Origin of the sequence: Bacillus sp. REN10, from assembly GCF_016820555.1 — a bacterium.
Taxonomy (GTDB): Bacteria; Bacillota; Bacilli; order Bacillales; family Domibacillaceae; genus Bacillus_CE.
Genome location: NZ_JADHDW010000010.1, coordinates 114,337 through 140,185, shown reverse-complemented (window position 1 = coordinate 140,185; position 25,849 = coordinate 114,337). Strand labels below are relative to the sequence as shown.

The 25,849-nt window shown below is 41.2% G+C and carries 21 protein-coding genes and 2 pseudogenes; 7 read left to right on the top strand and 16 right to left on the bottom strand.

What is annotated here, in order from left to right; all coding sequences use genetic code 11:
- From IRB43_RS13900 to IRB43_RS13880, 5 genes and pseudogenes are all read right to left on the bottom strand, one after another.
- Positions 1–435: pseudogene (locus IRB43_RS13900) on the bottom strand (RNA-guided endonuclease InsQ/TnpB family protein); the annotation flags it as partial.
- Positions 436–638: 203 nt separating this feature from the next.
- The gene (locus tag IRB43_RS13895) at positions 639–1,097 is read right to left on the bottom strand and encodes a hypothetical protein (RefSeq protein WP_203364090.1); all 459 of its coding nucleotides are present in this window, start codon (positions 1,095–1,097) and stop codon (positions 639–641) included.
- A gap of 224 nt (positions 1,098–1,321) precedes the next feature.
- A complete protein-coding gene (locus tag IRB43_RS13890; protein WP_203364089.1) occupies positions 1,322–1,768 on the bottom strand; it encodes a threonine/serine exporter family protein in 447 nt (148 codons plus the stop codon).
- A complete protein-coding gene (locus IRB43_RS13885) occupies positions 1,769–2,545 on the bottom strand; it encodes a threonine/serine exporter family protein (RefSeq protein ID WP_203364088.1) in 777 nt (258 codons plus the stop codon).
- Between the two features lie 181 nt (positions 2,546–2,726).
- Positions 2,727–3,410: a phosphoribosylaminoimidazolesuccinocarboxamide synthase gene (locus IRB43_RS13880; RefSeq protein ID WP_203364087.1), complete on the bottom strand. Its 684-nt coding sequence runs from the start codon at positions 3,408–3,410 to the stop codon at positions 2,727–2,729.
- 209 nt (positions 3,411–3,619) lie between these two features.
- Here IRB43_RS13880 and IRB43_RS13875 point away from each other — a divergent pair, with 209 nt between their 5' ends.
- Entirely contained in the window at positions 3,620–7,195 is a 3,576-nt protein-coding gene (locus IRB43_RS13875) for a tetratricopeptide repeat protein (RefSeq protein ID WP_203364086.1), read from the top strand.
- Between the two features lie 53 nt (positions 7,196–7,248).
- On the opposite strand, the gene IRB43_RS13870 is transcribed toward IRB43_RS13875, so the two are convergent.
- The 7 genes from IRB43_RS13870 to IRB43_RS13840 form a co-directional block, all read right to left on the bottom strand.
- Entirely contained in the window at positions 7,249–9,519 is a 2,271-nt protein-coding gene (locus IRB43_RS13870) for a sensor histidine kinase (protein WP_203364085.1), read from the bottom strand.
- Positions 9,497–10,189: a response regulator transcription factor gene (locus IRB43_RS13865; RefSeq protein ID WP_203364084.1), complete on the bottom strand. Its 693-nt coding sequence runs from the start codon at positions 10,187–10,189 to the stop codon at positions 9,497–9,499. Before IRB43_RS13865 ends, IRB43_RS13870 begins: the two co-directional genes overlap by 23 nt.
- A 132-nt stretch (positions 10,190–10,321) precedes the next feature.
- The gene (locus IRB43_RS13860; protein WP_203364083.1) at positions 10,322–12,061 is read right to left on the bottom strand and encodes an SIR2 family protein; all 1,740 of its coding nucleotides are present in this window, start codon (positions 12,059–12,061) and stop codon (positions 10,322–10,324) included.
- A gap of 159 nt (positions 12,062–12,220) precedes the next feature.
- Entirely contained in the window at positions 12,221–12,634 is a 414-nt protein-coding gene (locus IRB43_RS13855) for a DoxX family protein (protein ID WP_203364082.1), read from the bottom strand.
- Between the two features lie 252 nt (positions 12,635–12,886).
- Entirely contained in the window at positions 12,887–13,492 is a 606-nt protein-coding gene (locus IRB43_RS13850) for a response regulator transcription factor (protein ID WP_203364081.1), read from the bottom strand.
- Positions 13,489–14,598, bottom strand: a complete 1,110-nt coding sequence (locus tag IRB43_RS18095) for a histidine kinase (protein WP_203364080.1) — start codon at positions 14,596–14,598, stop codon at positions 13,489–13,491. Before IRB43_RS18095 ends, IRB43_RS13850 begins: the two co-directional genes overlap by 4 nt.
- Positions 14,599–14,617: 19 nt before the next feature.
- On the bottom strand, positions 14,618–15,763 hold the full coding sequence (locus IRB43_RS13840; RefSeq protein ID WP_203364079.1) for a DUF418 domain-containing protein: 1,146 nt from the start codon (positions 15,761–15,763) through the stop codon (positions 14,618–14,620).
- A 313-nt stretch (positions 15,764–16,076) separates the two neighbouring features.
- On the opposite strand from IRB43_RS13840, the pseudogene IRB43_RS18300 reads away from it, so the two are divergent.
- Together IRB43_RS18300 and IRB43_RS18295 are read left to right on the top strand one after the other, a co-directional pair.
- Positions 16,077–16,883, top strand: a pseudogene (locus IRB43_RS18300) (cache domain-containing protein); the annotation flags it as partial.
- Positions 16,884–17,234: 351 nt separating this feature from the next.
- Complete coding sequence (locus tag IRB43_RS18295; protein ID WP_481748154.1) at positions 17,235–17,825, top strand: methyl-accepting chemotaxis protein; 591 nt, start codon at positions 17,235–17,237, stop codon at positions 17,823–17,825.
- A gap of 31 nt (positions 17,826–17,856) precedes the next feature.
- Here the strand turns inward: IRB43_RS18295 and IRB43_RS13830 are convergent, their stop codons facing one another.
- Positions 17,857–18,885 (bottom strand): GTPase, encoded by a 1,029-nt coding sequence (locus IRB43_RS13830; protein WP_203364077.1) that lies wholly within the window; start codon positions 18,883–18,885, stop codon positions 17,857–17,859.
- A gap of 177 nt (positions 18,886–19,062) precedes the next feature.
- On the opposite strand from IRB43_RS13830, the gene IRB43_RS13825 reads away from it, so the two are divergent.
- The 3 genes from IRB43_RS13825 to pepT all read left to right on the top strand — a co-directional run bounded on the left by IRB43_RS13825 (position 19,063) and on the right by pepT (position 21,732).
- On the top strand, positions 19,063–20,130 hold the full coding sequence (locus tag IRB43_RS13825) for a YeeE/YedE family protein (protein WP_203364076.1): 1,068 nt from the start codon (positions 19,063–19,065) through the stop codon (positions 20,128–20,130).
- 12 nt (positions 20,131–20,142) lie between these two features.
- Complete coding sequence (locus IRB43_RS13820) at positions 20,143–20,367, top strand: sulfurtransferase TusA family protein (RefSeq protein WP_203364075.1); 225 nt, start codon at positions 20,143–20,145, stop codon at positions 20,365–20,367.
- Between the two features lie 132 nt (positions 20,368–20,499).
- Entirely contained in the window at positions 20,500–21,732 is a 1,233-nt protein-coding gene (pepT, locus tag IRB43_RS13815) for a peptidase T (RefSeq protein WP_203364074.1), read from the top strand.
- Positions 21,733–21,835: 103 nt separating this feature from the next.
- Here the strand turns inward: pepT and IRB43_RS13810 are convergent, their stop codons facing one another.
- The gene (locus IRB43_RS13810) at positions 21,836–22,693 is read right to left on the bottom strand and encodes a class I SAM-dependent methyltransferase (protein ID WP_203364073.1); all 858 of its coding nucleotides are present in this window, start codon (positions 22,691–22,693) and stop codon (positions 21,836–21,838) included.
- A 192-nt stretch (positions 22,694–22,885) separates the two neighbouring features.
- Between IRB43_RS13810 and IRB43_RS13805 the strand changes: the two genes are divergently transcribed.
- Complete coding sequence (locus IRB43_RS13805; protein ID WP_203364072.1) at positions 22,886–23,443, top strand: DUF2238 domain-containing protein; 558 nt, start codon at positions 22,886–22,888, stop codon at positions 23,441–23,443.
- 73 nt (positions 23,444–23,516) lie between these two features.
- Here the strand turns inward: IRB43_RS13805 and IRB43_RS13800 are convergent, their stop codons facing one another.
- The gene (locus IRB43_RS13800; protein WP_203364096.1) at positions 23,517–23,840 is read right to left on the bottom strand and encodes an ArsR/SmtB family transcription factor; all 324 of its coding nucleotides are present in this window, start codon (positions 23,838–23,840) and stop codon (positions 23,517–23,519) included.
- A gap of 20 nt (positions 23,841–23,860) precedes the next feature.
- A complete protein-coding gene (locus tag IRB43_RS13795) occupies positions 23,861–25,618 on the bottom strand; it encodes a SulP family inorganic anion transporter (RefSeq protein ID WP_203364071.1) in 1,758 nt (585 codons plus the stop codon).
- Positions 25,619–25,849: the final 231 nt, after the last annotated feature.

Genomic DNA, 25,849 nt, shown 5'->3' with positions numbered 1-25,849 from the left:
GACTAAGCCATTTGGGACTGACGAAAGCTTCAACACGAGCGGTGCCTGCTGTTTCCCTTGCCATCTTCCTAAGCTCAGGATCAACTTCTGTCCTTTTAACACGAAGGATTTGTCGACCCATTTGGGAGGAAACACGAACTTTTCTTTGTATGGATACCGAATGGACTTGTTCGTTTTCCGCGCTTGGCGGACGCCTTCTCGGGCATGCAAAAACTTGTGGCACACCGCTTGGATCGTCTGACTGTGAAGCGGATACAAACCTTTGAGTTCCGATTGAAGGTCACTTTTGTTGATCCATGTGCCGTGAATTCGATAATAATACCGGGCGAGCTGCACGCAGTCATTCCAAATCGTTCCGCAAATCCGACGTAGGTGAAATAACTGTTGAAGCGTGGACACTGACGCGGTAAAGCTTGTTTTCAACGTGCGATACATCCCATTCCCTCCTTTGTCATCATTATAAAAAGAATGTATGTTCCCATCAAGAACAAATGGAAAATGTCATCCTTTTTTCTTTCGACAAAGTTCGGAAGGTCCTCTACCCAACACTTTTCGGCTGTGCCGAACCGCGATTCATCCCCTCCCTACTCGCTGGGCTGTGCCCTTCACGCTCCTTGAGGAAGAGGACTTCTCTCGGATTATGTTAAACTAGCAACGAAAAGGACTAGGCCACCTTCAAGAAACGCTGAGATCACGACCCATATAATCCCGTCTCTTACTAATGGTCGGATCTCTCCTCCAAGGGCTAAATGATCATTGAACGCTCTTTTCAGCACAAAATAATAAATAAAATATAAAAGAATCCCACTACCTTTTCCGACAGCTCTTATTAAAGCTTCACCGCCACCGAGCATCCCGTGCGAAATGGCGTATACGATGGACAACTTCAACAATAAAGCGATCACACTCGCAGCCACTAGCCCTTGAAAATGTTTTTTCTCAATTAACAGCCATTTTGCATTCCGCAATCCAAGTACAGTCATGGCAAACACGCCACCGAAAAAGGCAACAATAAATAACCCTCCAATGTTGTAGCTTTTTGTTTGCCTAGCCGTTCCTTCTGACAAACTTGGCGTATATAAACTCTCCTCTCGCATCTCTTCCCCTCCCTTCTAAACGGTTACTCTTCCATTTATCTCACATTAACGAGCTGTAAGACCTCTACTGATTGAAGTTTCATTTTATCTCTACAATTATATTGAGCGAAGGATTTTTTTACAACTAAAAGTAAAATGTGAGTAAATAAGGTAAATATACTCATTATTTACATATAATAAAAGAGAGGCTATGTCTTTTATCTCAGCCTCTTTAAAGTATGTGATCATTTTGATTGATTTCTCTGTCGTCTGACGTTCGGAATTGTTCGCAGCACCTCTGAAACAATCAGCCCCATCGCAATCGCTCCTGAAATCATGAATGCTTTCGCTGCTAGCGTCAAGGCCATGTTATAATCATTTTGGACAAAGCTGCGCATCGCATTGTAGGAAATTCCGCCGGGTACAAGTGGGATAATGCCTGCAACTGTAAAAATAATAATTGGCATTTTATATCGCTTAGCATAAATGTGGCTAATAATGGCGATCATAAAAGCGGATATCCCGGTAGAGAGCACCGCGTTGACTCCTTGTTTCCAAAACAGGTAATAGACCATCCAACCAATCATCCCAACAAATCCGCTTGTGACTAGTGATTCTTTCGGCGCGTTGAAAATAATGCCAAAAGCCGCGGCAGCAATAAAGCTTGTGACTAGCTGCAAAACAATGTCCATTTAAATTCCTCCATTCTGAAAAAAAGTGACCACAACAGCGATCCCTGTACCAATCGCAAAAGCCGTTAGAAACGCTTCCGCTCCTCTCGCTAAACCTGAAATTAAATGCCCCGCCATTAAATCACGCACCGCATTCGTAATCAACAAACCAGGGACAAGCGGCATCACTGAACCGATAATAATTTTATCCAGTTCCTTTCCAACTCCCATCCAGACGAAAAAATACGAAAGCAATCCAATAATAACGGCCGCGGTAAATTCCGAAAAAAACCTAATCGGCACAAGCCGGTGTAAATAAATCACTGCGGCAAACCCAACTGCTCCAGTAATCATCGTTGGCACAAAATCATACCATGTCCCTTGAAACATCATTAAGAAACAGCCACTTGAAATAAAGGCAGCCATAATTCGTATCGGAAGCGAAAAAGCCATTTTAACTTGTTGTAAACTCTTTAATTCTTGATACGCTTGTTCCACTGTCATTTCACCAGCACTAATTTTTCTTGAAATGCTGTTCACCATACAAACCTTTTGTAAATCTACGGTTCTTTCCGAAATACGAATTAACTTTGTTTTCGTCGGCTCTTGCGTCTCAATCGAAAACATAATTCCCGTCGGCGTCACATAGCAATGAGATTCTTTAATGCCAAACGATGTCGCAATCCTCATCATCGTATCCTCCACTCGATACGTCTCAGCGCCACTTTCAAGCATCATTTTCCCCGCCAGCAAACTCACATCCATAATGTCGTATTTTTCTTCTAATTCGCGTTCCATCATATCTCTCCATGAGTTTTTTTATCATTATACCCTTCAAACGGGGGAGACGAAAACTAGCTTCGAATGAATTTTTTACTAGTATGAGTATGTTGCCGATAATATAGATCATTGAATAGACTCAAGAGGATAACGATTCTTCCATACAAAAAAGGTGCCACTAGATGGCACCCTCACTGAATTAGTTCGCTAACATCATTTGCTCTAACTGCAATGGCTCGATATATTCACCATGCTTGTACGCGCGCATGTTACCGCCAGAAATCTCATCAATTAAGACGATTTGTCCGTCTGCTAAGCGACCAAACTCAAATTTAATGTCATATAACTCGATTTCTTTCTTCGCTAACTCCTCTTTCACTGTGTGAGCGATTTTTTGTGTTAACTCTTTCAATACGGCATATTCTTCTGTTGTTAAAATGCCTAACATATCAAGAGCATCTTCTGTAATTGGCGGGTCTTGGCGCTCATCATCCTTTAATGTTACTTCAACGAAAGCATCTAATGCTTGGCCTTCTTCTGCATACATGCCATAGCGGCGCAGGAAACTCCCCACTGCCCGGAAACGGCAGATCACTTCTAGCCCTTGGCCAAATACAGTCGCTGGCTTCACCGTCATCGTCGCTTCTTCAATATTGGCGTCGACATAATGAGTAGGAATCTCTTTTTCTTGTAAAACTTCAAAAAAGTATTTTGTTAAACGAAGTCCTGCACGGCCTGCTCCTTCAATCGTTAAGCCAACCGTATTCGCTCCTGGATCAAACACACCATTTTCCCCTGTGACATCATCTTTAAATTTCAATAGATAGTTTCCATCCTCAAGTGCATAGACATCTTTTGTCTTCCCTTTGTAAGTGAGCTTCATCAATGATTCCCCTTTTGCAAATTTTTTGAGTCCTTTCTTATTATGCAATACTTTTTTACAGAAAAAAATCTTTAAATTCAGATTATAATAAAGAGTGATTAACAAACTGAGTGACTTTACGATCAAAATTTTGATATCATTGGTAAAAAGGGTAGATTAAGTCAGTATGTACTCTTTTCAAAAAAAACACTAAAAGGAACAGGACAAACATGATATTTAAAAGTATAAAAGACAATTATTACATAAAGAAAGCACGAGCGATGCGAGACGCCGGTAACAGTCAAATGGTCGTTCACTATTATTCCCGAGCCAACACCCAATCTTTTCAAGCGAAAGACTTTGCGCTCTATGCTGAGCACTTGCATTACTTAGGGCAAGTAGATCAAGCCATTGACATTTTAGAAGAGGGACGCCTCGCTTTTCCAGACGATGCTTATTTGCATGGAATGACAGGCTACATCTTAAGAGAGTCGGATCGGGACGAAGAAGCACTCCCATTTCTAAATCGAGCGATCGAGATGAATGATGATTATTATTGGTATTATTATATAAGAGCGCTCATTCACCAAAATTTAGGTGAAATTGAATTAGCCCTACAGGATTATAGAGAATCGATTAAAAGAGAAGAAGAGCTTGATTATGATCAAGTCAATTCTTCTTGGTATGAATTCGGTTGTGTTTTGTTAGACCATGAATTTGTCGATGAAGCGTTAGAGGCATTTCAAAATGCCCTTAAGAAAGAAGAGAATGCCATCCCGATGTTTTATTACCGACTGGCGAAAGCCTATGAAGCAAAAGGAGAGCTGGAAGCCGCACTAGAAGCGATGGAAAAAGCCATCGAACTCGTCAACGTCTTTCAAGAGAAAGATGAGAGTGAGGTTCAACAGCTATATTGGCAAAGAGCCCGCTACTCTGTGCATGCCGTTGACACTTTGCAATCGATCATTCAAGCCAAGTTCGGTTTCCTGTCCGACTACGCGCATTTATTATATATAACAGGCAGACAAAAAGAAGCTCAACAAGCCATCAATGAAGCGATGGAGCGTTATCCAAATGATTTTACGATTGATGAATTTTATATAGAGAAAGCCCGAGCGATGCGAGACATCGGTAACAATCAAATGGTCGTTCACTATTATTCCCAGGCAAATACTCAGTCTTTTCAACCGAAAGACTTTGCGCTCTATGCTGAGCACTTGCATTACTTAGGACAGGGAGATCAAAGCATTGACATCTTAGAAGATGGACGCCTTGCTTTTCCGGACGATGATTATTTGCATGGAATGACAGGCTATATCTTAAGAGAGCTGGATCGGAACGAAGAAGCACTCCCATTTTTAAATCGAGCGATCGAGATGGATGATGATTATTATTGGTATTATTATACAAGAGCGCTGATTCACCAAAACTTAGGTGAAATTGAACTAGCCCTACAGGATTATAGAGAAGCGATTAAAAGAGAAGAAGAGCTTGATTATGATCAAGTCAATTCTTCTTGGTATGAATTCGGTTGTGTTTTGTTAGACCATGACTTTGTTGACGAAGCGTTAGAGGCGTTCCAAAACGCCCTTAAGAAAGAAGAGAATGCCATTCCGATGTTTTATTACCGACTGGCAAAAGCCTATGAAGCAAAAGGAGAGCTGGAAGCCGCACTAGAAGCGATGGAAAAAGCCATTGAACTTCTCCGTTTCTTCCAACAAAAAGGGGAGGCTGCAGTTCAGCAGTTATATTGGCAAAGAGCCCGCTACTCTGTACATGCCGTTGACACTTTCCAATCGATCATTCAAGCCAAGTTTGATTTTCTGCCCGACTACGCGCATTTATTATATCTAATGGGCAGACAAAAAGAAGCTCAACAAGCCATCAATGAAGCGATGGAGCATTATCCAAATGATTTTACTATCGATGAATTTTATATAGAGAAAGCCCGAGCGATGCGAGACGTCGGTAACAACCAAATGGTCGTTTACTATTATTCCCTGGCAAATACTCAGTCTTTTCAACCGAAAGACTTTGCGCTCTATGCTGAGCACTTGCATTATTTAGGGCAAGGAGATCAAGCCATTGACATTTTAGAAGAGGGACGCCTCGCTTTTCCAGACGATGATTATTTGCATGGAATGACGGGACATATCTTCAGAGAGATGGACCGTGACGAAGAAGCGCTTCCATTTTTAAATCGGGCGATCGAGCTGGATAATGATTATTATTGGTATTATTACACAAGAGCACTACTGCACCAGGACTTAGGTGAGATGGATCTAGCGCTACAAGACTATAGAGAAGCCATTAAGAGAGAGGAAGCACTCGGATATGATCAAGTCAATTCCTCTTGGTATGAATTCGGTTGTGTCCTGTTGGACAACGGTGTTGCTGATGAAGCGCTAGAGGCCTTTCAAAATGCCCTTAAGAAAGAAGAGAATGCCATCCCGATGTTTTATTACCGACTGGCGAAAGCCTATGAAGAAAAAGGAGAGCTAGAATCCGCATTAGAAGCGATGGAAAAAGCCATTCAGCTTGTTCATTTCTTTCAAGAAAAAGAAGAAGAGGAAGCACAGCAATTGTACTGGGAAAGAGCGCGTTACTCTACAGACGCCTTCCGTACTCTCCAATCGATTATTAAAAGGGGCTTTGATTTTCTGCCGGATTATGCACATTTGTTAAACGCGACAGGTAACCATGAAAAAGCGCAGCAAATGATGGATGAAGCACTAAAACGATATCCGAATCATTTTAGTCTGCATATGGACAGAGGGATTCTTTTCTTTGAGCAGGAAAAATATGAAGAAAGTATCCCTGATTTTCAAAAGGCAAGCCAGTTAGACGAAGAAAATCCTAATCCTTATTATTGGCTTAGTCGTGTCTATTATTTTATGGGAGATTATCGCCAAGCTCTCACCTACTGTCATCAGTTAGTCGAGCTGGACTGTGAGGCAGCTTCTGTCTACAGATTGAGAGCTCAGCTTTATGAAAAGCTGGATAGATGGGAGAAGGCGGAATCCGATTATACGACAGCTATCTCCAAAGAAGAAGATGAAAAAGATCATCTTTATCGAGAAAGAAGTTTCACTCGTTATCAACAAGGAAAGTTCGAACAAGCATATGATGATTTAAAACTAGCCCTTGAAGAAAACCCTCAATTGATGGAGTCAAGTGCATTTGATTTAGACCAAGGAATGGTTTTACTAGGCATGGGATACTTAGATCAGGCCGAGGCTATTTTTACTAAAGGCATTGAGAAAGAACCTGACGCAGCCATTCTCTATGAAAAGCGCGCTCGCTGCCGATTATCTCAAGAAAAGCTACCAGAAGCACTAGAGGATTGCAGCAAATCGATTGACATAGCTCCTGACTACTTTGCTCTTTTCCACTTGAGAGGGATCATTCATTTGCACATGGGGCATTCAGAGGACGCCTTTGCTGATCTACAATATTTCACAGAAAACATGCCGGATAACCCTTATGGCTTTCACACGCTTGGACTCATCTGTGAATCTCTCGGAAAAGACACAGAGGCTCTCGCACAATACAGCAAAGCAATCTCATTAAATGCTTTCATAGCAGAACCTTACTATAGAAGAGCCCTTCTCCGCTCAGCTCTTGGACTCTCAGCCGAAGCAGCATCCGACCTTGTTCACTGGGTTTCATTACACGGAAAAGAACTCTCATCCGACATGTGGCCAGCCTTGCTAGAGCAAATTGAAGACATCGACGAATTGATCGTCGAACTAGCCTTAGAGAAAATTAAGAAAACCTACGGAAAAACCTCGCATCTTCTATCTTGAAGAGCGGAGTTTGGCTGATAAAAAAATCCCGCGCTAAAGGCGGGATTTTTTTATCAATAGGCCGTATCTAGTGAAACAGTAACTTTAAACAAGTCGCCATCCACCTCAATGTCTAGCTGCCCTTCATGTAGATCAATAATTGATTTGGCGATAGCAAGCCCCAGACCTGAGCCTTCCGTGTGGCGAGAGCGGTCACCACGTTTGAAACGTTCAAATAATTCATCGAGGTTTTCGCCAAGTTCATATTTAGTCACATTTTTAAAGGTAATCACCGCTTGACTTCCCTCCGTTTTCATCGAAATGTAGACTCTCGTATTTTCCAGCGAGTATTTTAAAATGTTGCCGATTAAGTTATCAAACACACGCCAGATTTTCTGACCATCCACATAAGCATAAACAGGCTCATCGGGGTTCGTCACTCGAAAATGCAAGTCTGATTCACCAATCGCTTCGCTGTACTCCGCTAATGCTTGCTGAAGAAGCTGTACAAGATCAGCTTTTTCTTTGACCAACTCCGCATTTCCACTAGCCATTTTCGAAGCTTCAAATAAATCATCAATCAGTACTTTCAGCCGTTTCGATTTACGGTCAATAATCTCGGTATAGGCTGCACGCTCTTCCTCGCCAAGATTCGGCGTTTTCAACAGCTCCGTATAGGAAATAATCGAAGTAAGCGGTGTGCGCAAGTCATGGCTAACATTCGTGATTAGCTCCGTTTTCAGCCGCTCGCTTTTCGCCTGTTCTCTTTGCGAAGCCTTTACTCCTTGCTTCAACTGATTCATATCTTCGGCCATTTTCGCGAATACAGATTTCCCTTTCACTGGGAGATCAGGTTCTGAATATCCAGCTGCCACCCTCGCTGTATATTGAACAATTTGATTGAAATAAGCTGTACGTTTAAATAGTAAAAAAAGGGTGGGTATAGTAATAATTGAAAACAACACCAAGTATGTGACCAATAAAGATGGATAGCCATCCCACCATTCCATTACTACAATTGGGACTCCTAAGCCAGTAAAAAACAAGACCAACAACAAAAGAAACAATTGCACGCCCACGGAGCGGACTTCGAAGACATTTTTCACTAATTCGATGATTTTCATGAACAAACTATTCTTCCACTCTGCTTCCATTCCTGGGCCTTCTTTTATACGCAACAATAAAAGCTTGGCTTGAAAGAGTACAACCGCGGTAGCGATAGCAGATAAAAGGAAGATAAACAGCACATCTGTTATCACATATAAGGGGTTGCTATAATTATAAAAGTTATAATAGCGAGCCAATAATATGAATGTCATAGATGTAGTGATCATTAAAGTAACAACACTCATATCGATCGGCACTTTATTATAATAAGGACCAAATTTCTCACTGATAGCAGATGGAATCACTGTCGTTTTACAGCTAATTAGTAGACTAACGACTAACGCTAGCAACCCACTAATTACAAATATAGCGAAGTTTCTCTGTGATCTCTTAAAATAAGAATAATCAGTGATAACCGGAGCAGAATCTCGTACATGCTTAGTGACAGCAATCCTTCCTTCATAAGTACCTCCTGTGGTGGTCTGGATTTCTATATTATATCCTCCTGTTTCCATACCAATTTCACCTGTTGTGAAGGACACTAAATTTTTATCTGTATACATAGACGAATCATCAAACTCTAAGTAATTCGGCGAATCATATTTACGAACATGTAGCATATCCTTGTCATTAAATACATCGCTAAGCGAATCATCTGATAAATTCACATTCGTATGCACGTCACCTGTAGAAGTATTTTTCAAATAATATTTAAAGACTTCCTCATAATCGCCAAAGTAGCGACGCTCATTTTGATGTGTCACATAAAACTCATCAATCGCCTTTTCTTTTTCCGCTTGAATCTTCTTGCGGACATGATCCTCGCTCTTAAAGTTATTCGTAATATCTTTAATTTTCTCGTCTCTTTCCTCTTCATACATTTTGGCTACTTCTTGATTTTCTGCTAAAAGAGCCTCTTGAATCCTCTCAGCATACCGCTTTTTAATCGTTGTTACTTGCTCAGATAAACTCCCGTAGCGATTGCGGTACTCTTCAATTTCTTCTTTCGTGACGGTAATCCTTTTCTTCGCTTCTTCGGCTGTTAAACTATTCAACTCATACATATTCAAACCATTAATAAATTCATCGAGTTGGGCTTCAAATTGAGGCGTATGAAAATAATCTTTTTTCAAATACGTGCTTCCATGAATCACTAAAGCAATGACCGCACTTAATCCATATGTAAATAACAAGAGCCAACCAATAAACTTCAGACTACTTCTCCATTTTGTATCCAATTCCCCACACCACCTTTAAATACCTTGGATTTTTTGGATCTATTTCTATTTTTTCTCTAATTTTACGAATGTGGACGGCCACTGTATTTTCGGCATTATACCCGGGCTCTTGCCATACCCGTTCATAAATTTCATTAATTGAAAACACACGACCAGCGTTCACCATAAGTAACTCCACAATTTTGTACTCGGTCGGCGTCAATTTAACGGCCTCCCCATTAACAGCTACTGCCTTCGCCGATTGATCAAGCGTTAAGCCGTTTAAATCAATGACCGGCGTCACGCCTTCATATGTGCCAAGCCTGACATATCGGCGCAGTTGCGACTTTACCCGCGCCACTAGCTCCATCGGGTTAAACGGCTTGGTGACGTAATCATCAGCTCCCACTTGCAAACCTAAAATTTTATCTGTGTCTTCACTTTTGGCACTAAGAATAATGATCGGGATATTTTTTTGCTCGCGAATTTTAAAGGTGGTTGCAATCCCATCGAGTCGTGGCATCATCACGTCCAAAATAATGAGATGGATCGGATAATCATTCAATTTTTCAATGGCATCGATGCCGTCTTCCGCTTTGATGACGGTTATGCCTTCGTTTTTCAAGTATATTTCGATCGCATCGCGAATCTCTTTTTCATCATCGACAACTAACACATTATATTGGCTCATTTTCCCTCACACTCCTTTCGAAAGTATATCATGTGTGCGTTAAGCTTATTGTAACGAGCAGTTCTTAATAAAAAGTGGGGATAAACCTTAAGAATTTCTTAAAAAAGAACCTGCTTCGCAACAGGTTCTTTACTAATTACCAATATAAGCTTGGATCAACCCATGACCGTTATCATCTAAATCTTTAGCGAGCTTCTCAAGAGCAACCAAAAAAGCTTCTCTGCTTCCATCACAAATAGCAAGCACCGGCCAGGTATAGTCTCCTCTTCCTTCCTTTAAAAAGCGAATGAGATGCTCGCGGTTGCTATTGAAAGCAAAACGTCCGCACATATAGCCGCTTTCTCCGCTATGGCGGTATTTAATCGCTCGTAGCAATTCAAAGATGTCATAATAACGCTCAAACTCCGCTTCATCAAAGGCGAGCTGCGTATCGATAAACACTTTCTTCATATATGGATAAATAAAAACAGTTTCCAGCGGTAAGTGATAGGCTTTATCCGAAGAAACATAGTGAAATAAACGCCCGAGCCCTTGTGAAGGCGAAGTATACTTCAAAAAGGAAAGGTGATGACTGTACGGATCATGCACTTTCGGACGAGTAAAAAGTAGGTTCAATAGATGATAATTTTTCTTCATCACAGCCGCAATCCCGACGCTGTACAGAGCAGCTTGAAGCGGCATTTGTTGCAAGCTAAGCAGATGAGGTTGTCCACGATGTCGTCTGGATCCTGTCAGCCGCTCTAACGTTTGCATGAGAAGCGCTTCTTGCTCCTCTTTCTTCATATAGTAGGACAAGACCGCGAGCAGCATCGATAACGCTCGGCTTTGCTCCTTCACCGTTTCGATCTTTTCCATCACAGACTCTGGAGTGATGTGACCATCATATTTTTGTTGTACAAGAAAGGACACGACCTCTTTTGTATGCTCCGTCACCATTTCGCGCAAGTCGATTTCTTGATCATCCGTTATATACCTTTTTAACCGCTTCATTTTAATTTGAATATGCTCAGGACTGATCCTCTTCACTTTCGATATATTGGACACATTTTCATACAAATCAGTGAAAAAGTGATCGGCCCCGCGCGTATCAACAATTTTGCACGCATCACGAAATTTAATGAGCTCCTCCGCGTGGGGAGTCAAGTTTTCCGTAAAGGCATGCCAGTACCACGAATAGCGCCGTCCTTTGACAGACTTAATAATATCCCGCAAAGCGGTGTCCCATTCGGCGGACCAGCCAGAAACAATGACACCGTACTCATCAAATACCCGATGGATCATGCTTTCAAGCGACTCCGAATAATGGTCCAGTTCATCCGTTACATTTTTAAAGCGAGTATCACGATAGTCGCCGTTAATTTTTAAAATGGTACATTGGGCATGAGCAAGCGGTTTCATTCCTTCAATATCCGTTTGATGATACACCGTTTGATACTGAATGCTGAGTTCATCCAAGGCGTGCTCTAATAGCCGATCAAAATTAGTGGTAACAATCACTTTTACATACCCTTTTTGAACTAATTTGGCAATTGCATGATGGGCATCAGTCGGGATTTTTTGCCGCTCCTTGATCTCTTCAGGTGTCGGTTCAAAAAACTCCTTTAGTAGCCCGTTACGTTCTGACGATGTTTTTGCCAATATTTCAATCACTTCATTATATAAAGGTGCTTTCCCATACTTTTTCTCATACCACTCCATTGGATCTTCCTCATTGTCACCGCTCACCTGCATCATTCGACGACAAAGCTCACGCAACACGCCACGCCCTGTAGGGATTCCCGCTGCATAAGAGATGCCAGAACCAAGCAGCAACGCATACACCCCTCTATTCGCTTCCACTGAAAAAGCTAATGACAACAACTGCTCGTCCATTCCACTACAAACTCCTTTCTGAATGGGAACATGAAACAATCAATGTAAATATGTATACGAATCACTTCTGGAATTTATACCGGAAATCCTTTAAATTTACTTTTATTTAACATAGAAAAAGCATCCCACTCTCAAAGTAGGATGCCTTCTCTCCCATTTTTATTTGTTGCTGTTATCTTTACCAAGAACTAATTGTCCCAATGAATAAAGGGAGCTACCTGCAATAACAAGATAAACAGACATCGCTAGCAATGCTAAATCGAATTCATAACCAGCCATTTCGCCATTTCCCATAAACCCAGCCTCTAATTTTACTTTTGAAATCGCTCCAATCATCACGATCACAAAAAGACCAGCAATAATCCGTGTACCTAGCCCTAAAATCATTGCCACACCGCCAACTAATTCAATGGCAGCCACAATGTACGCCATAAAGCTCGGAATCCCAATACTGTCAAACCAGCCAGCTATATTCTCAATGCCGCCTTGGAACTTCGCTAACCCGTGAACGAAAAATGTCAAACCTAAAATTACTCGTAAAATAAGTGCACCTAACTCATGTTTCTTTGTCATATTTAAAATCTCCTTTCGAATATTAGAAAATAATAATTAATTGATTACTTTTCGTAACTTAATTTATATTAATTATATTGTTTCGTCAAGTTATAAATTAAAAAAAGTTAATAATCAATATTTCGACTATTAACTAAATTTGGTTTGAGACTCTTTAATTGTATAGTTTGATCAAAAAAATAGCCCTTGAGTTCAAAGGCTATAAAGGCTATTTCTTTATTGTATTCTGCTTTGAAAAGGATGATTTTCCTGCTAAATCCACCCTTGCTCCTCCGCAATTCGCGCCGCCTGTTGTCTCGAATCTGTTTCTAGCTTTTGAATCGCAGAGGATAAATAATTGCGGACAGTTCCATTAGTTAGAAACAATGTCTTGGCGATTTGTCTGGTTGTCATCCCCGATCCAACCAGTCTTAATACTTCCTGCTCCCTTTCTGTCAAAGGATTGGCTTCATTTATAAAAAGAGCTGCCGCCAGATCCGTGCTGATGACCCGTTCGCCATTCATCACTTTCCGAATCGCATCAATTAAAAAATCAATCGGTTCGTCCTTTAACAAGTATCCTTCAACTGTTAAATCCATTGCCTTTTGCAAGTAGCCGGGACGAGTAAACGTGGTGACGATCATGATTTTGCACGGATGATCTTCACTTCGTAACCTCTCCGCTATTTCCAGCCCTGTAACATAAGGCATTTCAATATCAAGCAAACACACATCTGGCTCCATTGATTCAATGGCTGCTAATGCTTGTTTGCCGTCTGCTGCCTCTGCAACGACTTCAATATCCTCTTCTAATTTTAACAGTGAGGCTAGTGCACCGCTTAACATTTTTTGATCTTCCGCCAGAACCACTCGTATCATCTTGTTTCTTTCCTTTCTTTCTGAATTGGAATATTCAATGTAACGACCACACCACCGTCTACCCCTTCTTCAATAACCGCCTGTCCGCCGACCAGTTTCATTCGTTCCTTCATGGATGACAAACCATTTCCACCCGATGCTTGTTGTAGTCCTACACCATTATCAATTAATCGGATTAAAACAAAATCATCTGCATCTGTAATCGTTAACTGACAATCTCTCGCCTGACTATGCTTCATAATATTCGTCACAGCCTCTCTAATGGATAAAGCTGTCATCGTTTCATTTAGTTTTGACAAAGATATATGTGAGATCTGTCTATTCACTTCAAAGTTCACACCTGCAGCAGCCAATGCTTTTTCCGCATACTGTAACTCTTCATCTAATGACACCCATCTCATCGTCTCCACCATTTCTCGCACCTGCTTCAGTGCCGTTCGCGATGTATTCCGAATATCTGTCAGCTCCTGCTTTGCCCGATCTACATCTTTTTCCATCAGCTTCATCGTTAATTCACTTTTTAATTTAATCATCGTTAACGTTTGCCCGAGCGTATCATGAAGATCTCGTGCAATTCGGTGACGTTCCTCTTCTTGAATTAAGCGTTCATTCGTATCGCTTAGCTCTTGCTTCAACTGTTCCGCTTGCTCTTTAGCAAAAATAACGATCGGTAGTGCTAATTGAATCATCATAATCGGTAATTGTACGGTTTGCAGAAAAGCTGCCGGATGGCCATCAATGAGCGCATGTACAGTAAAAAACAGCCCCAAAATTGCAAACATCCCGACAGCTATATGCCATTTCGAGCGGGAGCGCCCTAATAAGTCAGCAAATATAGTACCGTAAAGCAACATCCAACTGTCCATCAGCACACTTAAGATACCGATGACGGTGAACCCTAATAAACAGGCACCTAGCAGCCTTCCATCTCGGTGCCAGAGCCCCATATAAAAGGAAAATAAAAACAAGATAAATAATAATAGATTCCCTGTCAAACCAATCAAACTTTCAATCGTCACCATATGATAGAACAAAAAAACAATCACAATGACATCAATTAGCAAGTATTTCTCCATTTGATCAGACGGATATATTTTATTTCTCACAACATATTGCCTCCAAAAATTATACCTTTATTAAGCGAACAGCATACTTACGTGCTATCTCCATCGGGCCAAAGGAAAACTTCTTTAACCAAAGTGAAGCAAAAGTAAGCTGAAACATCACGATCAAAAACCAAATAAGCACAACACCAAACCCTTCTACTTTTCCACCAAGACCTACGCCCCAGCCGTAAAAAATGGTCGTTCCCAAAATATTTTGCAGCACATAACAAGTAAGCGACATTTTCCCTGCTTGCTCAAGGCGATGCCATAGCCAAAAACTCTGATGACGTTCCACAAGCCAAGCAATCAGTCCGACATAGCCAAGCGATAACACCGGTGCAAACAAATAACGAACGGGAAAATCAAAGGCACCGCCAGGCACGAAAATCAGCAAATTTAGCGGCACACCAACGACAAGTCCCCACTTCAACATGCGCGATCTCCACACTCTCCCTATTTGGTCTGGAGAAAACGCACCTTTTCTCATCAAAGTAACCCCAAGTAAAAACAAAAAGATATTCATTGGAATCGTAAAAATTGCTTCTCCTCGCAGCCAAATAAAGTGGTTGATTCGGTATTGAACTTGCGCAAGCCAACTTCCTTCTTTATACAGCTGAACCGCCTCTTCCATATTTCCGAATGAAATATTGGCACCTTGTAAATTGGCAGATATCGTACTAACCAATATCAGCACAATCATGATGACGTGAAAGCTTCCCATCCCGATCATCGCTCTTTTGATCGCGCGATCTCCTCGCTTCACAATGAAGGCAACAATCATCGCAGTCACGCCATAGCTCATCAAAATATCGTACTCCATGACTAAAATGAAATGGATCAAGCCCTCGATACATAAAATCAGCGATGTCCATAAATATATCCCTGGCCAAGCGGTTTTCCTCCGCAAAGATTGCTGGTATTTCATCTCTAAACCGACACCAAACATAATCGTCAACAATCCGAGCAACTTGCCATTGGCTAAAAATAAAATAAACAGCCGAATGAAGTCATCAAAGGAAGCCCACCATTCATTGTGATCAACTGTAAAGAGATATGACAAATCGCCTAGGTAAGCAAAGATCCAAATATTCGTCCCTAACGTTCCCAGCACTGCAAACCCTCTTAAAATATCAAGAAGGCGAATCCTTTTTCTTGTAACTTCCACTTTTCTCCCCTCATTTCCTGCGTTTGTACACTCATTTTAGCTTTAAGAAAACAATCTCGGTATTCACAGGAATAAACAGTTTCGGATGACAGCTGTCATATATTCACTGAAGTTATCTAATATGGACACGCAAAGATAAAAGGAGTTTTGGAAACGATGAGAACGGAACAGATTCTTTCATGGATTTGAACTTTGCCCAACAATCCATCACTATACGCAATTAATAATTAACAATTGAAAATTTCACCTTAATAACCGATAATAGTTAAAAAGTAACTATTCAGAATTTTTTCATCAGGTCATTAGGAGGAGAATGATGTTTAACAATAAGACGATTCGCGCGAAGTTACTGATTGTTTCTATTACTTTGTTATTACTCCCTAGCTTAGTAATTGGAACATCTGCCTACTTTAGTTCGAAAAAAAATCTAGATACAACTGGGGAGAAGACATTAAAAAATGGAGTGGAAATGGCGCTTCAAATCATCGATGCTCTCAATCAAAAAGTAGAGGATGGGAGCATGACGATAGAGGAGGCGCAGGAGCAAGCAAGGGTTTATTTAATTGGACCTAAAAAAGCAGATGGAATTCGAGAGATCAAAAATACAATCGACCTTGGAGAACACGGATATTTTAATGCTTTCAACGAACAAGGAATCGATGTGGTCCATTATTCAGATGAAGGGGATAATTCTTGGGACGTCAAAGATGCAAACGGAAAACTTTTCGTTCAAGAAGTGATTAAAAAAGCACAAAATGGCGGCGGATTTACGATATATGAATGGAAACTGCCAAGCAACCCGGACAAAACGGGAGAAAAAATCGTCTACAGTGCACTTGATCCGAACTGGGGCTGGGTTGTCGCTGCTGGTACATATAAAATGGATTTTAACGCCGGAGCGAATCAGGTGCTAGTCATTGTTGCTGCAACCATTGCGATAGCAACGATTATCGGTATTGCTGTCATTATATGGTTCACCAATTCCTTATCAAAGCCTCTTCATTTAGTGACACAGCACGTTAACCGATTAGCTGACGGAGACTTAACAGTTGAACCGTTACATATTAAGAATAAAGATGAAATCGGTGCTTTAGCGAACGACTTTAATGTGATGGCGGCGAATATGAGAGAAATCATCTCGACCGTTGAGCATTCCATTCAACAAGTAGGAGATTCCTCGCAAAACTTAAGCGCAATATCAGAAGAAACCTCCGCTTCTAGCCAAGAAATCGGTAGCGCCATTGATGAAATTGCCAGCGGAACAGCGAAGCAAGCGGAAGATGCAGAGCTCTCGAATAAGAAGGTGGCCCATTTGTCCACACAAATTGAAATGGTTAAAGAGTTAAATGAGAAAATGACAACCCAAAGCCAGGCAGCTAACGACGCGAGCCAATCTGGCTTAGCGCAAATGACGAGTTTGCAAATAAAGTCAGAAGAAGCAAACGAGCTTTCTCATACCGTTTTAGAAGTCATGAATCGCTTATCAGCAAGAGTGAAGGAAATTGAAAGCATTATGTCTGTGATTCATACCATCTCCGATCAAACCAATCTTTTAGCCTTAAATGCCTCCATCGAAGCCGCAAGAGCTGGAGAACATGGAAAAGGATTTGCCGTTGTGGCTGAAGAAGTGAGAAAATTAGCAGAACAATCCTCCGAAGCTACGGGAGATGTGCGCCAAACATTGACGGGCATTATGAATGAATCAGAACAAGCGCTTCAAGCAATTGAGCAAAGCCAACTCTTGAGCGATGAGCAGACAAAGGCTGTATCGGATACAAAATACTCTTTTGAACTGATTGTCGACTCTATTCATGAGATTATCTCATCTATTAACGAAGTCAATCAAGAAGTGCAAGTAATGGCGACGCATAAAAACGAAGTACTAACCTCCATTGAGCACATAGCAGCGATCAGCCAGCAATCTTCTGCTTCAACCGAAGAAATCACAGCTTCGATGGAAGAACAGCTGCGAGCAATCGCTACGATCGCTGAAGCAGCCGAACAGCTAAACGAAGCCGGCGATGAACTGAAACAAAAGATCTCTAAACTGAAAATTCATTAAAAACTAAGGCGAGACCAGTAAAGGTCTCGCCTTAGCTTTCAGGTTGCTGTTTATAATCTTTACGTTTTCTATATTTTTTGTACAGTTCAAAGATGATTTCCTCGTCGATCGGCAAATCGTTTTCATAAGCATATTTGACTCCATACCCTAGCGCGAGAGTAAGAGATGAAGCAACAAGCCCACCGGCAACGGACCCAGCCCCTGGAATAAACTTCACAATTTGTCTATACGCGGCTTGTCCAGCCGTCTTTGTAGCTGTGACAATGATTAAATCTTTCGCTGCCTTTTTCGTCAGTGACTTGTCATATAAAGTAGCTAACTTCAATGTAAGCCCCACTTGAAGAGCAGTTAAAGGAATGACATCCGATCCGGGTATCGGTGAGGCACCGATGATGCCAGCTGATACGCCTGCTGCATTAATCCAACGCTTCGCCGTAGCGGCTTTATCTTGTAAACTTTTTGCGAATAGGATGTCTTTCCCCTTTTTTTCAAGCAACGTCAATATTCGATCCTTTAACACATCAATGTTTTGCCCAGTTTTAGAAGAAATCGGCACGACATCGTACTGACTCCCTGCATGCTGCTTAATAAACGCGACTAGGCTATCTATATCCTCTGCTGCATCAATTTTGTTCAACACAATCAAAATATTTTCATTATGAGCGGCAATCTCTCGAAACTTTGCTTTTTCACTATCGGAGAAAACCGTTCCTGCCGCATTCGTGAAAAATAGAATGATATCCGCTTCGCTAATAAATGCTTCGGTTTTCTTCGGGTTTTCATCATTTGGATCATTTAAACCTGGGGTATCCATTAATTTAATCTTTTCCAATCCCGCTAAATTATAAGGATCAATGCTAACGGTCTCTCCAGGCTGAGGATTTGTTTTCGCCACATCTTTACCAATAATTTTATTAATGGCTGACGACTTTCCGGCGTTCACTTCTCCGACTAAAGCAATCAGTAAATCTTGTTCTAATTGCTCATGTATTTTCCTGACCTCTTCATCAAATACTGCATCTACACGTTGTTGAAATTCCCTTTTCTGTTGCTCATCCATGTCGCATCCTCCATTTATGTCCTATGTTAATGCTTTACCCTACATTGTTATCTTGTACTAACCTTACTTAAAAATCAAACGATTCAAAAATTTTATTTTTCCGCTAATACCCACTTGAATTATCGGATTAAAAGGATTATACTACTTTTACAAAACATTTCAGTAAGGGGTGCTCATATGGTTCAGCTGATTTTAACAGGTTTATTATGCGGCGGTTTACTCGGATTCGTCATGCAGCGCGGACGTTTCTGTGTCACTGGAGCATTTAGAGATATGTATGTAACAAAAGATCATCGGATGTTTGTTGCTTTTTTAGTAGCGATCTCCATTCAAAGTATCGGCGTCTATTTGTTGCATTTATTCGGGGTAATCCAATTTGAATTTGGTAACTTCATGTGGTTCGCCACGATTTTCGGCGCCTTCGTATTCGGAATTGGCATTATCTTCGCTGGAGGCTGTGCGACAGGTACATGGTACCGCGCTGGGGAAGGGCTAATTGGAAGTTGGATTGCGCTCGCTACGTATATGGTTTCAAGTGCGATTATGAAAGGCGGAGCACTGAAATCAGTCACTGCTTCGATCCAATCTCAACAAGTAGAAGCACAAACGATTTACGGCACATTAGGCATCTCTCCGTGGATACTCGTGGCTCTTCTAGCTGGTATTACAGGTTTATTAGTTTGGAAGCAGTTATCAAAACCAAGTATCAAAATTCCAACAATGAAACCTAAGAAAACGGGGCTTGCCCATCTGTTATTTGAAAAGCGGTGGAACCCTCTTTTCACAGCAACGCTCGTTGGCCTCATTGCTATTCTTGCTTGGCCGTTAAGTGAAGCAACAGGCAGAATGTTTGGACTTGGAGTAACAACACCAACAGCGAATATTTTGCAATATGCCGTAACAGGAGATCCATCCTTTTTAAACTGGGGCGTATTTTTAGTATTCGGGATTTTGATTGGCTCATATGTTGCAGCTAAAGGAAGCGGTGAATTCCGGTTTCGAGTACCGGATGCCAGCACTTGCCTCAAAAGTGCATTTGGCGGTATTTTAATGGGATTTGGCGCAAGTCTCGCTGGCGGTTGCTCAATCGGAAACGGCTTAGTCGAAACGGCTCTATTCACATGGCAAGGCTGGATTTCTTTACCGTTCATGATTCTCGGCACGTGGACTGCCGCTTACTTCACCATCGTTCGACCAAGACAAAAAGCGACGAAAAAAATAAAAATAAGCACGCAAACGGCTTAAGGAGGAAACATCATGCAAAAAAAATTAGAAGTACTCGGAATGGTTTGTCCCTTCCCATTAGTCGAAGCAAAGGAAGTAATAGCAGAGCTTGCTAGCGGCGACGAACTCACCATCGATTTCGACTGCACGCAAGCAACCGAAGCGATCCCGCGCTGGGCTGCGGAAGAAGGCCACGAAGTCACTAACTTCGAACAAAGCGGCGACGCCCAATGGACGATTACGATTAAGAAAAAATGAGAATGATCAAGCAAGCATGGAAATGATGCTTGCTTTTTTACTTTCCTGAACCACCCAACTTCACTAAATACTTCTTGAATATCAATTATGATAAAATAAAAGATACACATTTCCAAAGGAGCTGTATCTATCGTGAAAAATGAATTATTGAAACGATTTACTTCTTATGTAAAAGTAGACACCCAATCGGATGAAAATAGTCCAACAACCCCTTCGACCGAGAAGCAGTGGACGTTAATTCGCAGGCTTGAAGAGGAGTTAAAAGAAATTGGCATGCAAGAAGTGACGGTCGATGAATACGGGTATGTGATGGCCACACTGCCTGCTAACACGGAAAAAGATGTTCCTGTCATTGGATTTTTAGCCCATGTGGATACAACGCCTGATTTTACTGGCACAAACGTCCAGCCTCAAATCGTTGACAACTATGATGGACAAGATATTGTGTTAAACAAAGAGCTACAAATCGTCTTGTCGCCAAAGGAATTCCCTGAATTATCACAATACAAAGGACATACGCTTGTCACAACAAATGGAACGACTTTACTCGGTGCCGATAATAAAGCAGGCGTAGCTGAAATCATGACGGCGATGGCTTATTTAATTAACCATCCAGAAATTAAGCATGGAAAAATTCGTGTGGCGTTCACTCCAGATGAAGAGATTGGCAGAGGGCCTCATAAATTCGATGTCAATGCCTTTAATGCTGCCTTTGCCTACACAATTGATGGCGGGCCGCTCGGTGAATTGGAGTATGAAAGTTTTAATGCCGCTGGAGCTAAGATCACCATTAAAGGGAAAAATGTTCACCCTGGAACAGCAAAAGGAAAATTGGTTCACTCCGCCAAAATCGCAATGGAGCTACATGCGCAATTGCCAGCAGAGGAAGCGCCAGAATACACAGAAGGCTACGAAGGCTTCTATCACCTTCTTTCCATCAATGGCGATGTGGAGCAAACCGAAATGGAATACATTATCCGCGACTTCGACAAAGCCCACTTCCAAGCAAGAAAAGACAAGATGACTCACATCGTCAAAAACTTGCAAGAAACATATGGCGAAGACCGCATCATTCTTGAAATGAACGACCAGTACTACAATATGAGAGAAAAAATTGAACCAGTGAAGGAAATTGTCGATACCGCGTATGAAGCAATGAAAAACTTAGGCATTGAGCCCATCGTGAAACCGATTCGCGGCGGTACTGACGGCTCCCAGTTATCCTATATGGGACTGCCGACGCCGAACATTTTCACTGGCGGCGAGAACTTTCACGGCCGCTTCGAATATGCTTCAGTCGATAATATGGAGAAAGCTGTCAACGTCATCGTTGAAATCGCCAAGTTGTTTGAACAAAAAGCTTAAATTTGTAACGTGAACGCGCTTGATTAGCATTCGCACAGATTGATCAGAGGTTACATCAAACAGGAAAGCCTCCCATTAAGCAGGCTTTCCTTTTTGGGATCTGTTACATTTGATAAGCGGTGCGCTGCGGTTCCCAGTATAAAAGAGCGGCTTGAAAATCGTGTTTATACTGATAGGTACCATTGGCGCTCGTCACGTATTTTTCAAGCGCTTTTTCCAAATGCCGATCATCTACATACTCACTTAAAATTTTCGCTTTATTTTTCGTGATTAATTCTTCAAAACTGTGGAATTGATAGGTTCTTTCAAGAGGAATGATTTTACAATTAGCATAAATGCCCATTTCATATAAGATATTTTGCAAATGTATGTAATCTCGTCGCGGATATTTAATTTTGTAGCCATATTCTTTTTCCAAATCCAAGTAATGAGGCTGGATCGGGCCTGACGTCATCCCGATAATCGCTAGTCGTTTAGTCGATTCTTGAATATTTCTTATCGTCTTGTCGATATTGTACATCCGATAAAAGCAATTCATGCCAAATACAACATCATATTGGTCAGAAACAGTATGCTCCTCCCACTTTCCTTCAATAAATTGCATATTGTCGAGTTTCTTTCTCTTACTAGCATGCTGTAAAAATGTCAATACACTCGCTGAGCTATCGACACAGGTTACATGATTAGCCTTGTCAGCTAAGAAGAAAGTGTAATTCCCCCATCCTGGACCAATTTCTAGCACCTTATCTTCCGGCAAAATCAATGTTTCTAAAAAACCTTGAATCTTTTTAGCATAAGGGTCTTCATTCGCCTCCGCCGTTTTCTTCTCAATCAGTTGTTGCCAAAAGGATTCTTCCAATTGATCATCTATCATTCGCTCCGGAAGCACTCCGTCCCAATTCTTCATGCCTTCTTGCCATAATTCGATAAAATTAATTTTGTCATTTACATCTATTTTCATTGCTTCACTCCTCGTTGCTTCATTTGAATAAGTGTAATAATTAGGAAAATCTTCATCTACTATCTTCTCATTTGCCGTTTCCAGCGTCTACTTCATATATGTTATAGAGCTCTGCTTTTTATAAATAAGTAGGAGGCGGAATGAAACATTTTTCTTACTTTTTTAGTAAACTAAAAAGTGAGGTGAAGTAAAATGATGAAATCACGATGGACTACTATATTAAGCTTTTCATATTTTATGATAATGTTAGGCTGTTTTTTATTTTTCTGGTTTGCGAATGATGTGTATCGCTATCAAATTGGCATTGGCGGCATGGTGGCCAGCTTGCTTCCGGTTATAATTGAACGTCTAAGCCGTTCGCAACTAAAAAAGGCGTTAGTCGTCTCCTATTTTATTTTCCTGATTGGTTCCCAAGTATTCGGTTCACTCATGCGCTTTTATAGCCTTGGCTGGTGGGATACCTTTCTTCACTTTCTAAGCGGTGGGTTAATTGCTTTTGCAGCTTTAGAACTGATGGACCGTTGGCTGACGCCAGCAACTAGAAAAGGCATGTCACGCCGCTTTGTTTTCTTGTTTCTATTCGCTGTTTCTGTACTTGGTGGTGTGTTTTGGGAGATTTATGAATTCTCTGCCGATCAACTGCTCGGAACTACGACACAAGGCGGCGGAAACGTGGACACAATGGGAGATTTGATTGCTGATAGTTTAGGAGGTTTATTAGTTGCGGTTATCGTTGCATTCAAAAAATAAAACAACAAACAAAAAAGAGTCCGTTCAACAAACGGACTCTTTTTTTCGACAAATTCCGAGGAATAGCAAACACCTAATCATTGATCTTATCTAACATTGTGATGGTATCAACTAAGTGGTTGTTAAAGATTTGACGAGCAACTGCGAGAAGCTCGATGATCATTGGGTCTCTTAAGGAATAGATGACTCGGTTTCCGTCTTTTGTTCCTGTGACGATATTTTTACCGCGGAGAACGGTGAGTTGTTGGGAAACAGCTGAACCTTCACTTCCAGCTAGACTTTGAATTTCGTTGACGCTTTTATCGCCTTCTGCCAATATTTCTAAGATTTTGATTCTAAGCGGGTGAGCAAGGGCTTTAAAAAAATCAGCTTTAAATTGCTGCATTTCAAGAACCAATTTCTTTTCCTCTCTTTCTGTCATGTGGTAGACATCGCTCTTGTTTCATCCTTTTTCTTCTTCAAGCCTGAAAAATTTTCACATTCTCTAAATGCAAAATGCCTACATCCAAGACATTGATCTCTTTTTAATTGCTTGAGAGCATAATGGATCGCCTCTCCTGTATGGTCAAAAAAGTGATCTTCTCCAATGAACTCATATAGACCTGTCTTAATCAACACTTCTTTCGGTTGAGACTGAATTCCTGAAATCAGCACAACCCCATTCTTAGAGAAGTTTTTAACAATACTTAAGAAATAAGCTTCACCAGTTGTATCCATAAAGGGCACTCTTCCCATCCGTAGCAACAACACTCTCGGCTTGTAATGAATCGTCTTCATAATCGTTTGCTCAAAGGACTGCGCCGCTCCAAAAAACAAGGGACCTTCCACATTGTAAATGCTAATTTGCGGGCAATCGTGAGTATCAGACACAATCTGACTCTCCACTTTTTCATGCTTATTATAAGGATTTGGCAACGCCTTTTCTGTCACCATTATATCACTCATCCGCTTCGTAAAAAGAATCACCGCTAAAACAAGTCCAACTTCCACCGCTACCGTCAAGTTCACAAACACGGTTAGTAAAAAAGTGACAACCAAAACAAAGGAATCTTCCGTTTTTGTCTTTAACACATGATAAAATACACGCCGCTCACTCATATTCCAAGCTACAACCATCAAAATGGGTGCCATGCTGGCCAATGGGATTTCCGATGTATACGGTGCAAACAGCAACAAGACTAAAAGAACAACAACACCATGAATCACACCGGAAAGTGGGGAGTGTGCACCATTCTTGATATTCGTTGCTGTCCGAGCAATCGCTCCTGTAGCTGGAATTCCACCAAATAATGGTGTCACCATATTGGCAATCCCTTGCCCTACCAATTCTCGATTACTATTATGTTTACTATTGGTCATTCCATCCGCCACTACCGCTGATAAAAGCGATTCGATGGCTCCCAAAATTGCAATGACGAACGCCGGCTGAATCAAAAGCTGCACCCTCTCCCACGTTACATCCGGGAAAGCAAACTTCGGCAATGTATTGGGAATCTCGCCATAGGTCGAGCCAATCGTCGCCACTTGACCAGGATAAAAAACAGCGGCAATCACCGTTGAAACAAGCAGGCCAATCAACGGTCCAGGTACTTTGGGAAATAATTTCGGCGTATATAACACCGTTACTAAACAAATGACCGCAGTTAAAATACTATAAAAATTGAGGCTATCAAAATGAATCATAATTTCATTCATGTTTCTTATAAAAGATTCATGTTTCTTTACACCTGTTAGCCCTAAAAAGCTCGGAATTTGACCAACAAAAATAATAATGGCAATCCCAGAAGTAAACCCAATCGTCACCGGCTTAGGTATGAACTTAATTAACGATCCCAGCTTGAAGATTCCCATCAATACTAGAAGAATTCCTGCCATAAATCCGGCAATTAATAAGTTTTCAAATCCGTACGTCATAACAATCCCGAACAAAATCGGAATAAACGCCCCCGTCGGCCCACCAATCTGATACTTAGACCCACCAAACAACGAAATTAATATCCCTGCAATAATCGTCGTGTAAATCCCATATTCAGGCTTCACCCCGGAAGCGATCGCAAAGGCCATCCCCAACGGAATGGCTATTACCCCAACAACAACTCCAGACATTGCATCTTTTTGAAAAGCATCTAGAGAGTAGTTTTCATATCTCCCCGTCCAAAGCCATTTCTTTCTCATCTTATCCCTTCTTCTATTAAATATTTGTATATCTGATTATTTGAATATACTATAATACGAAAATACACCCCATTGTATGTAAAGTCAAAGGGAACCTTCCATCATTGGTCAGATTTTTTGATTCTTGCCCAAGTACATATTTCTTATAAATAACTATATTACATCCATTGATTCAGCCAACGCTCCGTTTTATTTTAAATCCATTAAAAATTCCATGCGGATTTTTCATGC